This is a genomic window from Coprococcus eutactus (genome assembly GCF_025149915.1).
In the GTDB taxonomy this organism is placed as follows: domain Bacteria; phylum Bacillota; class Clostridia; order Lachnospirales; family Lachnospiraceae; genus Coprococcus; species Coprococcus eutactus.
On the sequence record NZ_CP102278.1, the window covers coordinates 2,022,501 to 2,034,765 of the forward strand.

Sequence of the window (12,265 nt, forward strand, 5' to 3'; positions counted from 1 at the left end):
TCCTATACGCTCCGCCCTCATCTTTATCTGTGAAAGGGATTCCTCACCCGACACATACAGTATCTTCTGTCCCATCTCGGACATGTTTCTGCACATCTGCAGCAATATGGTGGACTTACCTATTCCTGGATCTCCTCCCACAAGCACCAGTGAACCACTCACTATTCCGCCACCTAACACTCTGTTTAATTCGCCTATTCCTGTGGTAAATCGTGTCTCGTCAGTCGTCTCAACCTCTAAAATGCTTGTAGGCGCCACGACAGTCCTTCTACCGGACTGACTCTTGGCGCCTACCGTCACTTTCTCCTCACAAAATGAATTCCAGGCCTTGCATCCAGGGCACTGCCCCATCCACTTTGTCGATTCAAATCCACATTCCTGGCAAAAAAACACCTGTTTTTCTTTTGCCATAAATATTCTCCTGTGAAACTCTCTTTATAATCCTAATAACAGATATTAAGATTCTCTGTTATCCTATTGATCTTATTATTTCTTCCAAATCGGTCTAACCTATCTGTTTAATCAAAAGCTCTCTTTACGTCTACCTTGACAGGTCTTCCCTCTTCGAGATCAACACTTATGCTCATCTTGCCACCAAGATTAGTCTTGTTCTTGCCGACATATACATCATCGACATGAACCTTGTACTCTGTCTCTGGCTCAAGCTCAAGTGTTATAGATGCATTCTCCGGTCCCTCGACAACAAATGTTACATCATTCTCGTCTGCCTTGAAACCATGTACTGCTGTTCCCGGAACTGACTCGTACACGAACAGACCGTTCTTCTCAAGCTTTGTGATCTCATTGAATGTCTTTATCTTGTATATATCTCCCTGAAACTCAAAGCCATCCTTCTTGGTCTTTGATCCAAGTTCATAATTACCAAATTCTAATGAATCTTCCTGTACATTTATCAAATCGCTTACAACTGCCATTTAAATTTCTCCTCCTGTTTTTTACTATCCGTTAGTGCTTTTCATTATACAGTAACGGGATGCATTTTTCTACATAATTATGCATTTTCACTAAATTTTAATATTATTTTCTACTTCGTAAGCATGCCACATATATCGAACCAATTAGTCTTCTATATTCTTTTGTTTTGCAGTAAGTGATACTTTTTCAGTCACGGAGCCATTTTCACCCTTGATCTTCTTGACCGTCACAGTAACCACTTCACCTTTATGGACACCTCCGGCAAGTATAGCCTCCGCTAGTTCATCCTCGACATATGTCTGTATTGCACGCCTTAATGGTCTTGCACCGTACTTCTTGTCATATCCCTTCTCGAAGATATATTTCTTCATATTATCAGTAAACTTAAGTTCTATATCCATCTGAGCCTGAACTCTGTTTTTGAGTTCCTTCAGCATAAGTCCTGCTATGTCACGCACATTCTTCTCGCTGAGCGCATGGAACACGATGGTATCATCAATTCTGTTGAGGAACTCAGGCTTGAACGTCCTCTTGAGCTCATCCATAACGTTTTTCTTCATGTCCTCATGTTCCTTGTTGTCATCCTGTACTGTGACAAATCCAAGCTGTTTAGGGTCTATAATTCTCTGGGCGCCTGTATTTGACGTCATGATAATAATAGTGTTCTTGAAATCCACCTTTCTTCCCTGTGAATCAGTTATATGACCGTCATCGAGAACCTGCAAGAGTATGTTGAACACATCGCTGTGCGCTTTCTCTATCTCGTCGAACAGTATCACTGAGTACGGATTTGTTCTCACCTTTTCACTGAGCTGTCCGCCTTCCTCAAATCCTACATATCCCGGAGGTGAACCGATAAGTTTTGACACACTGTGTTTTTCCATGTATTCCGACATGTCAACTCTGATAAGCGCATCCTCACTTCCAAATACTACATCTGCGAGTGCCTTTGAAAGTTCTGTTTTACCCACACCTGTCGGACCGAGAAACAGAAATGTTCCTATAGGTCTTCTTGGATCCTTAAGGCCTACCCTGCTTCTCTTTATCGCTTTTGCAACGGCGGACACGGCTTCTTCCTGTCCCACCACACGTTTGTGAAGTTCAGTTTCAAGCTTTTCAAGTCTCTTTGACTCCTTCTCGGTTAGTTTGCTGACAGGTATCTTCGTCCACACTGAGACAACGTCAGCTATGTCATTTTCCCCAACAATAATGTTGTGTCTTCCTGCCAACTGACTACGAGCCGTCTTCTTCGCAAGTTCTTCCTGTCTGTGTCTTATATTTGCCGCCTCTTCTATGTTGCCAGAAATGAGTGCAGTCTCAAGATCACTGTCAAGTGTCGCAAGTTCTGCCACACTCCTGTCTTGAACAATTCCCTGGGCAGAAAATCCAAGCCGTCTCCTGGAGCATGCTTCATCCATCAGGTCTATCGCCTTGTCCGGAAGGAATCTGTCCGTGATATATCTTACAGACAAATCTACAGCCGCTTCAACTGCCTCATCACTTATCTCTACTCCGTGATGCTGCTCATAGCACGATCTCAGTCCCTTAAGTATATCAACAGCCTCATCCCTTGTCGGTTCTTCGACATTCACCGGCTGAAATCTTCTCTCAAGAGCTGCATCTTTCTCAATGTATTTTCTGTACTCAGCTATTGTTGTGGCACCTATCATCTGTATCTCACCGCGTGAAAGCGATGGTTTAAGTATATTTGAGGCATCTATGGCGCCCTCTGCATCTCCTGCGCCAACCAGTGTATGGAGCTCGTCTACAAACAGGATAACATCCCCAGACATCATTACCTCCTGGATGACCTTCTTGATCCTGTCCTCAAATTCACCGCGGTATTTGGAACCTGCAAGCATTCCAGATATATCGAGGGACAACAGTCTCTTGCCCTTCACCGTATCCGGCACATTGCCACGACTTATCATATAAGCTATGCCTTCCACCACCGCAGTTTTTCCAACTCCCGGTTCCCCTACTAGACAAGGATTATTCTTCATTCTCCTGCTGAGTATCTGCATGACTCTTTGGATCTCCTTCTCCCTTCCAACAACAGGATCCAAATTTCCATGTCTTGCTTCCATGGTGATATCCCTTGAATACTTATCTAGTGTTGGTGTGGAAACGCCCAATTTTGCCTTCTTCTTTTTGACGGATGCATATTCCTTCTTTGCTACATTTGCGTCCATTCCGCAAGTCATCAATATATCTATATATACCTTCTGTATATTGATCTTCTCTATCTGCATAAGTCTCACAGCAACGCAGCTCTGAACCTTTAGTATGGCAAGCAGCAAATGCTCTGTTCCGACTTCGTCAGATGACAGTCTTGCCGCCTCCGCCTGTGCATCCTCAAGTATCTGTCTTGCCGTCTCAGTATATTTGTCCTTTTCCCTGGTGACTGTCCCACCCGGTTCCAAAATGAACTTCAACGCATGTGCCACCTTTGCTATATCCAGTCCGTTATTATTCAATATGCTGTACGCTGTTGTATCCGAGACCGACGCCAGAGCCAGTATCATATGTTCACTTCCTACAAAGTTCTGTCCCAGCTTTCGCGCTACTTTGTTAGCCTCTTTTAAAACTAACTCCGTTTCTTTGCTATATGGCAATTTCATAAATCTCACCTCGCCTATCACAGTTTTTTAACTTCGCACTCTCATACAGAGTAAAAAAGGTTTTGAAACATTATATCTCAAAACCTCTTTTGTGTGTATAAATATTTGTTTATAATTTCATGTCTGCAACTTCAAACCTCAAAAGTTATCCTACTGCTCGTCAATAGCTTTTCCTATATCGTGTCTCATATACTTATTGTCAAATGTGATCCACTCAGTTGCAGCATATGCATTTGCACGTGCCTCGAAGAGATCCTTGCCCTTTGCTGTAACACCGAGTACACGGCCACCATTTGTCACGATTTCATCGCCGTCAAACTTTGTTCCGGCATGGAATACAAAGTAGTCATCCTTACCGTCAAAATTCTCAAGCCCGTGTATAGGATAACCCTTCTTGTATGATACAGGATAACCGTCTGATGCAAGAACGACACAAACTGCCGCATTGTCCTCAAACTGAAGATCTATCTTATCAAGTGTTCCATCGATACATGCCTCCATGACATCGATGATATCATTCTTCATACGTGGAAGTACTACCTGAGCCTCCGGATCGCCAAATCTTGCGTTGTACTCAAGAACCTTAACACCGTTAGGTGTCATCATAAGTCCGCAGAACAGAACTCCCTTGAATTCTCTGCCCTCAGCCTTCATGGCTGCCATAGTCGGCTTGTAGATATTCTCCATGCAGTACTCGTCTATATCTTTTGTATAGAAAGGACTTGGTGAGAATGTTCCCATCCCGCCAGTGTTGAGTCCCTGATCTCCATCCTTTGCTCTCTTGTGATCCTGCGCTGATGTCATAGGCTTGATAGTTGTTCCATCACAGAAACAGAGAACTGATACTTCACGTCCTGTCATGAACTCCTCTATAACCATAGTATTGCCCGCTGAACCAAAGTGCTTGTCAAGCATGATCTCCTTGACACCTGCCTTTGCCTCCTCAAGGTCATTGCATATGAGAACGCCCTTTCCAAGTGCAAGTCCGTCAGCCTTTAAAACTATAGGGAATGTAGCTGTCTCAAGATACTTGATCGCTGAGTCTGGATCTGTAAAATTCTCATAAGCCGCTGTCGGTATACCATACTTCTTCATGAGATCCTTGGAGAATGCCTTTGATCCCTCTATGATCGCCGCATTCGCACGAGGTCCAAAAGCTCTGATACCAGCTGCCTCAAATGCATCAACCGCACCTGCAACAAGTGGATCATCCGGTGCTACCACTACCAGATCAATCTCCTTCTCCTTTGCAAATGCAACCAGCTTGTCAAAATCCATCACACCTATATCAACGCACTCTGCAAGTGCTGCGATACCTGCGTTGCCAGGTGCACAATATATTTTGGATACTTTATCGCTCTTTGAAATACTTGTAACTATAGCATGCTCTCTTCCGCCGCTTCCTACTACCAATACTTTCATGGATATTCCTCCTAATCTTCCACGACTGCTATACCATCTTCCACATGAACCTTGCCGTGGGCTATCTTATCTATAACCGCAGGCAGAAGCTTCCACTCAGCCTGCTCCATAACACGTTGCTGAAGAACCTTTGGTGTATCTCCATTCTGTACTGCAACTGCCTTCTGCATTATGATAGGACCTGTGTCAGTACCTTTATCTACAAAATGAACCGTTGCACCTACAACCTTTACACCTCTTGCGAGAGCTGCCTCATGAACTTTAAGTCCATAGTAGCCTGTTCCGCAGAACGCCGGTATGAGTGATGGGTGTATGTTTACTATCTTGTTCGGATATGCATCTATCACTATCTCAGGTATGACCACAAGATATCCTGCGAGGACTATGAGATCCGCACCGGTCTCCTGAAGTTTTGCGAGAAGTACCTCGTTAAACTCTGCGCGGTCTGCGTAATCCTTAGGGCTTACGACCTCCGCTGCTATCCCTGCCTTCTTCGCCCTCTCAAGAGCAAATGCATTCCTGTTGTTGCTTATGACTGCAACTATCTCTGTATCTGTTATGACTTTATTTTCTATGGCATCTATGATGGCCTGAAGATTGGTTCCGCCGCCTGATACCAGAACTGCAACCTTTAGCATAAGTCTACTCCCTTTTCGCCAGCTACAACTGTACCGAGAACAAATGCCTTGTCACCGGCAGCTTCTATAGCTGCAATAGTCTTATCTGCGTCTGCAGTGTCTATAGCAAGACACATACCAACTCCCATGTTGTATGTGTTGTACATCATATGCTCATCTATATCGCCTTTCTTTGCGAGAAGCTTGAATATAGCTGGCACCTCATATGAATCCTTCTTAACCTGAGCACGAACTCCGTCTGGAAGCATTCTTGGGATATTCTCATAGAATCCACCACCTGTGATGTGACTGCATCCCTTGATCGTAATGCCTGCATCCTTCACTGACTTGAGAGCCTTTACATAGATTCGTGTAGGCTCAATAAGTGCCTCACCGAGTGTCTTGCCAAGCTCGTCGTAATATGTATCAAGAGATTCCTTTGTCATCTCGAAAACCTTTCTTACAAGTGAGAAACCGTTGCTGTGCACTCCACTTGAAGCAATACCTATAAGTGTATCTCCAGGCTTGATGCTCTCTCCTGTAATAAGATCCTTCTTCTCAACAACACCTACTGCAAATCCTGCAAGGTCGTACTCATCCTCAGGCATAAGTCCCGGATGTTCTGCTGTCTCACCACCTACGAGGGCAGCTCCAGACTGGTTGCATCCCTCTGCAACGCCGCTTACTATAGTTGCAATCTTCTCTGGATAATTTTTACCACACGCTATATAGTCGAGGAAGAAAAGTGGCTCTCCACCAGAACATGCGATATCATTTACACACATTGCAACTGCATCGATTCCGATAGTATCATGCTTATCCATAATATAAGCCAGCTGAACCTTTGTTCCGCATCCGTCTGTTCCTGACAGAAGTATAGGCTCTTCCATGTCTTTGATCTTAGCAAGGCTAAATGCTCCTGCAAATCCACCTATTCCGCCAAGCACCTCAGGTCTCATGGTAGTCTTGATGTGCTTCTTCATAAGCTCCACCGACTTGTATCCAGCTTCAATATCTACTCCGGCATTCTTGTAATCCAATTTCTTATCCTCCTGTTATCCGTTTTTGGCTGGCGCGATCAACAGTGACCATACATGATCACTTATATCAGTGCCACGCCCCGCCTTCATCATATGGGAGTTCACTCCCATTCAAACATTCCCATAAATTATAGATTATAAAGATTGCTTTGTAAACCTTTTCATTATTACAAATTGCTAATAAATATAGCATGTGTTATAATTACAACAGGCTGTGATTTGAATTAGGTCAAAATTATTTACGAATAAATTATCAACAATTTTGGTCAACGGTAATTATAATACAAAGGAGTGCCCAGATGACTAACAACAGACTTAACATAGGAATATTTACATGTCATATCGATAATGACTATGCTATCGAAGTATGCAAGGGGGCTGAATTTGCAGCAAAAGAACTGGACTGCAATCTCATAGTCTTCCCAGGTATGTTCCTCAACGCTTCCTTTAATGATCCAGCCAATCAATTATATGACTATCAGTATAATTCTATTTTTTACTACGCCCATCCTGAGTGTCTCGATGCACTCATAGTATCAGTGGGAGCTATCTCTTCGTTTTTATCAGAAAAGGATATCCATGCGTTTCTCTCTCATTTTGAGGGAATACCTATCCTTACGCTGGAAGAAAAGCTTGATGAATACCCATGCATCATGACTGATAATCACGTGGGCATGAGAACTGCGATAGAACATCTCATAAATGAACACCACAGTCAGCATATCTGCTTTGTCGCTGGCAAGGAGAACAATTCAGACAGCAACCAACGTTTAAACATATACCGCGAAGTTCTTTCTGAACATGGATATACAGTCACTGACAATATGATAGTACACGGAGACTTCTCCGAATACTGTGGTTCCGAGATCGGTACCCTCATAGATAATAATCCAGACATGGATGCCATTGTATTTGCAAATGACCAGATGGCTATAGCCGGTTACGCTGAACTCAGGAAAAGAGGACTTCGCATAGGTGAGAATCTGTCTGTTATCGGTTTTGATGATTCCACATCATCTGTCAACATGGATCCGCCTCTCACAACCGTAAATATCAATTCCTGTGAGCTTGGCTACCGCGCTATCTATGGAGCTGTAAGTCTTGCAAAGACCGGGGCTGCCAGATCTGAAACAATGAATTCTCATTTTATAAAGAGACTTTCATGTGGATGCAGATTGTGCCGTGAGAATGATATAGTCTCCACCCCTGCAGAGCTTCTTTCACTGAGTGACTCAGAGATAGTAGACATACTGGATCATACACTCTTTGATGAGATCAGGGATTCCTTCTTCTCACACAAGGTTATCGAATCATTCAGCGATATATTTGCAGATATTATCAGGGTGCTTAAGAACGACAGGTCCGATCCATATCTTCAAAGAAATATAATCGACAAGATAAAGAATCGTCTAGAGTCCAACATAACGGATTTCTACCCTGTCCAGAAGATCACCTACATGTTCAGGGAGATGGCTTCCATATTCTCCAGCTGTAGCATGAGCCCGGCCAGAAGGCTTGAATTCAACAATCTGAATGCAGCTATCACCAATGCCCTGTCACTGTTTATGTCAAACAGTCTGCATAATCAGATGCAGGAGAACAGGATTCTTGGATGGTCGTCCATATACATAACAAGAGATACTCTCACTTACGGAGACGATCTCAACAAAACTTACTCTTCTATCCTTAATAAACTCAAAGCTCTGAATTATAACGGAGCATACATATACACCTACGATGATGAGATAAAGATCACCGACTCAGGAAGCTGGATTGTTCCAAAGTCACTGTTCTTACAGGCTTTCTACAATCCAAACAACAGCCAGGTTCTGTTCGGCGAATCAAGAAGGATCCCGTCAACCGAAATATTTGACAATGAATACACATACTATGACAAACGTTTTACATCAGTGATAGTGCCTATATTTACAAACGAAGACCACCATGGCATATTTATTTGCAACACTGACGTTGCCAGCTTTGGCACCATATATTCAACAAGCCTACAGCTTGGCGCAGCACTTAAATATATGACCCTGCTCAGGGAACAGAACATAACTCAGGAACAGTTAAAGCTCTCACTCAACGAGATCCACGAGAAAAATGAACTGCTGAACCATCTGTCCACATCTGATGAGCTTACCGGAATATACAACAGGCGAGGATTCATGGAGCGTGTTGAGTATTACATCAACATTCCTTCAAACCACGGGCTCAAGGCTATACTGCTTTTTGCCGACATGGATTCACTCAAAGTCGTAAATGACAAGTTTGGCCACAAGGATGGTGATTTTGCTCTGAAGAATATCGCCAACATCCTGTCGATGAGCTTTGGTCCTCACGATGTCATCGGGCGAATCGGTGGAGATGAATTTGTATGCTTTGCATTTACAGGCGATCCGGATTATGTAGCACAGGTTCAGAACAGGATCAAACAGTACTCCGCAGAGCTCAATGCAACCTGTGGCAAGCCATACTTCATAGAGATGAGTGTCGGTGTTACAGAGTTCACATGCGATGGGGAACAGACAATAGAAGATCTTCTCTCTCAGGCTGACAGCGCACTCTATACCAACAAGAGATACAAGAGAATGTCTATTATTAAATAGTTTTAGACCTACAGGACAAAACGTGTTGATAAAAACCGGCATCAACTCTTTATTTTGAGGGTTAATCTCAAAATAAAGAGTTGATGCCGGTTTAATCTTTTGATAACAGTTTGCTTTTATATTCTCTCCTGAAGAGGCTCGTTGAGTTTCTCCGTTCCCGGTAATACAAATCTTCCATCTTCTATGATGGCTGTCTCGGTGCCGTCCGAATGAAGTGCGTATATACCGCCGATCTCATCGTATGGGATAGTTATGTCTGTATGGCAGTTGAAATAGGCCTTTGCCAGATCTGTCTTTCTGAGAATCGAGCACTCGTTGTCCTTTGCGACTATCTCCTTGCCGTCAGGATTGTAGAGCTTGTTGTCCTCACTCCAGCTATAGCATGTATCTCCCACTGCAAAATGCGGTCCCATTTTCTCTACAATAAGGATCGGAAGCTTGTAGACAATATTGTATTTGTTCGCCATCACATACGCCGTAGTGTTTGTTCCTATGGCGAACTCTCCTATAGGCAATGTATCCCTACCTCCAAGAAGATTTTCTCTTATAAACTTCTGGTTCATGTCGTGGTCACTGTAGTTGTCACAATCATATCCCGCTATCTTTCCATCTTCAAACTTCAGCTTCAAGTTCACATACCTGAGGCCATCGAGATAGACCTCACTCACATTCAAAATTCCATGAGTCCCCGTGAGTTTTGGAGAAGTAAACACCTCGCCGACCGGAATATTTACGTCTGCAACACAGTTTTCAAAGTTTGTCTCCTTTGCAGGATCATCCAGCTCGTGAAGCATGACCAGCATGTCTGTCTCATTACTGCCTTTACCCACAACTCTCACACGATCTGCCTTGTCCAGCTCATCTATGATATTTTGGTGTATATGCCTAAATAGCTCATTGTCAAGGGTATTTATTCTAACTGTATCTCTAAATATCTCACGATATCTGTCGCCAATCTCTGGTATAGGATATGCAATTATTGTAAAACTGCACTTATCTTGCTCAATATACTCATTTACTATCTGAGCACTTTCTGTTCGGTACTCAACCTGAATCTCCTGTTGTTTTTTATCAAGCACAGGATTTGCATCACATGATACCGGTTCAAATGGATTCTCACCAAACACCTCAATGACCGCAGGACCTGCATAAACCGACGCCTCATGTGCAAGATTCCTGTATGCCTGTCTGAGCACCTCAAGCTTTCTCTCCATAAGTTTCTTGTCAAGAAACAGCGCTTCATCCATCCTATGATCATATTCAAGCTGTTTATTCGGAACCGTTGATGAATATCCAACCCGACTGATAAGTCTTCTGTTTATACGCGAAACCGCATACCTGTAGCATATCGGTTCAAGTCCCATGGCACGGAACTGTTCTATGGCAGCTTTTACCATTCTCTCCTGGCCGAGGAAGTATCTTATATTGACAGTTTTCTTCGCTGACAGATCTATCTTGGCAGCCTCAAATCCGAGTCTGTAGCCTTCAGTGTATGTTCTCGCCATTGACTCTATTTCTTCCTCCGTAAAGGTGCTGAGATATATTGCAGTATCGATCTCGTTTTTACTGATGTATTCTCCGTATTTATAGAGGTATGATACATCCTCAAGATCACTGTTCATAACTATATCAGTCGCAAATGTGAGATCAGGACTGAGCTGCTCTCTTATTCTGTATGACATAAAAAACTCAGCATAGTCATTTTCAAAGTAATATATAACATCCTCTAGTTCTTTTACCGTAAAATTATCCTGGAACATAAAATATATCTGGACAAATAACTCCGCAAGAAGTGTTATGTCAACTATTCTGCCCTCAAATGCATACACAGTCATGCCTCTTATCTCGTTATATACAAATCCAAGTAGCTGGGCTATTTTCTTTATTTCGTTTTTCTCTCTTGAATAATCCTTCATGAACTCATCGGTGATATACCTGTAATTGGCGTAACTCTTATTATAATTATCTCCTAGAATATCACTGTAAAGGCCATGGTTCATCGCCTCAAGCTGAGACAGACTCCTGTCTGAAAGGGCATCCTTCCTCACCAGTTCAAGAACATCCCCTATGCGGGTTATGAACGCTGCAACATGGGTAAAGTAACCACCATATGGCTGCTTCACAACTGATTCATGAGTTATCTGTCTTATCCTGCTGAGTACTAGTTCATAGCGTTCTTCTATATCATCAAATTCTTCTATAAAGTTGTCATAATAATTCATCTCGCGTCCTCTCTTTTCCAGCGTATTATTACAAACCCATCAATAAAAATATAATCGACAGTCCAAACACTACTCCATTCATTATGATAGCCATCTTCTTGCCGGTTATTCCACCATTGTCAGCTCTGTATCCTATAACAGAGAAAACAATCCCTGTAAACGCCATTATCAGAGCGCTCACCATCAAAACTCCGTACACCCTTTGGACTTTTCCCTGTGTAAGGATGGACTTTATTATTGATATGATGATAAACAGCCCGCCAAAGCCTCCAAGAAAGTATCCTATTATCGTGTCCGTCGGCATTCCCGGCGCCGAAACTCTGAATTCTTTACTTCTTTGCATGATATCTCCTAAGCAGCTTTGCTGTGACATAATATATACAGTATCCTACGATTCCACCCAACGTATTCATGATGATGTCATCGATATCGAATACCCCAAGCTTCGTTATGTACTGTGATATCTCTATGGCAAGCGTAAACATAAGGGAGTACAGCAAAGCTTGCCAAAACGTTGTGTTCTTATTTCTCGCCCATCTGAGCAACATGCCAAATGGAACAAATGCAATGATATTGCCGTACAGGTTCAGAAATACACTCCAACCGGATATCTGATCCCTGTATATTATAAATCTCTCTATCTCCTGAAACGGATGAAGATTATAACGTCTTTCATCATAACCGCTTCTTCCAAACATATCACTAAAAATAAGGAAATAAACGATACAGATTATATAAAGCACAAACAGCACCAGACATATCGCCCGGAACTTTTTTCTATCTATTTGCTTCAAGATA

Annotated in this window: 10 protein-coding genes (1 of these 10 running past the window's edge); 1 reads left to right on the top strand and 9 read right to left on the bottom strand. The window is 42.8% G+C overall.

Going from position 1 to position 12,265, the window contains the following annotated elements:
• The 6 genes from radA to purM all read right to left on the bottom strand — a co-directional run.
• On the bottom strand, positions 1-411 hold the start of the coding sequence (gene radA, locus NQ536_RS08830; protein ID WP_004849065.1) for a DNA repair protein RadA. Its footprint begins 951 nt before the window's first position; only the first 411 of its 1,362 coding nucleotides appear in the window; it begins with the start codon at positions 409-411; its stop codon lies off the left edge, out of view.
• Between the two features lie 107 nt (positions 412-518).
• Positions 519-935 carry a hypothetical protein gene (locus NQ536_RS08835; RefSeq protein ID WP_004849067.1) on the bottom strand — a complete coding sequence of 139 codons (417 nt, stop codon included), beginning with the start codon at positions 933-935 and terminating at the stop codon, positions 519-521.
• A 144-nt stretch (positions 936-1,079) separates the two neighbouring features.
• The gene (locus NQ536_RS08840; RefSeq protein WP_004849068.1) at positions 1,080-3,557 is read right to left on the bottom strand and encodes an ATP-dependent Clp protease ATP-binding subunit; all 2,478 of its coding nucleotides are present in this window, start codon (positions 3,555-3,557) and stop codon (positions 1,080-1,082) included.
• A 150-nt stretch (positions 3,558-3,707) separates the two neighbouring features.
• Positions 3,708-4,979, bottom strand: a complete 1,272-nt coding sequence (purD, locus tag NQ536_RS08845; RefSeq protein ID WP_004849070.1) for a phosphoribosylamine--glycine ligase — start codon at positions 4,977-4,979, stop codon at positions 3,708-3,710.
• Positions 4,980-4,990: 11 nt separating this feature from the next.
• Positions 4,991-5,617 carry a phosphoribosylglycinamide formyltransferase gene (gene purN / locus NQ536_RS08850; protein WP_004849072.1) on the bottom strand — a complete coding sequence of 209 codons (627 nt, stop codon included), beginning with the start codon at positions 5,615-5,617 and terminating at the stop codon, positions 4,991-4,993.
• Positions 5,611-6,636, bottom strand: a complete 1,026-nt coding sequence (gene purM, locus NQ536_RS08855; RefSeq protein WP_004849073.1) for a phosphoribosylformylglycinamidine cyclo-ligase — start codon at positions 6,634-6,636, stop codon at positions 5,611-5,613. Before purM ends, purN begins: the two co-directional genes overlap by 7 nt.
• A 299-nt stretch (positions 6,637-6,935) precedes the next feature.
• Here purM and NQ536_RS08860 point away from each other — a divergent pair, with 299 nt between their 5' ends.
• Positions 6,936-9,245 (top strand): diguanylate cyclase, encoded by a 2,310-nt coding sequence (locus NQ536_RS08860; RefSeq protein WP_004849074.1) that lies wholly within the window; start codon positions 6,936-6,938, stop codon positions 9,243-9,245.
• Positions 9,246-9,361: 116 nt separating this feature from the next.
• On the opposite strand, the gene NQ536_RS08865 is transcribed toward NQ536_RS08860, so the two are convergent.
• The 3 genes from NQ536_RS08865 to NQ536_RS08875 are packed head-to-tail and all read right to left on the bottom strand — an operon-like array spanning position 9,362 to position 12,261.
• Positions 9,362-11,467 (bottom strand): aminopeptidase, encoded by a 2,106-nt coding sequence (locus NQ536_RS08865; protein ID WP_004849076.1) that lies wholly within the window; start codon positions 11,465-11,467, stop codon positions 9,362-9,364.
• 28 nt (positions 11,468-11,495) lie between these two features.
• Positions 11,496-11,810, bottom strand: a complete 315-nt coding sequence (locus tag NQ536_RS08870) for a hypothetical protein (protein WP_004849078.1) — start codon at positions 11,808-11,810, stop codon at positions 11,496-11,498.
• Positions 11,797-12,261, bottom strand: coding sequence for a VanZ family protein (locus NQ536_RS08875; RefSeq protein WP_004849081.1), 465 nt, complete (start codon positions 12,259-12,261; stop codon positions 11,797-11,799). Before NQ536_RS08875 ends, NQ536_RS08870 begins: the two co-directional genes overlap by 14 nt.
• Between the last annotated feature and the right edge of the window lie 4 nt (positions 12,262-12,265).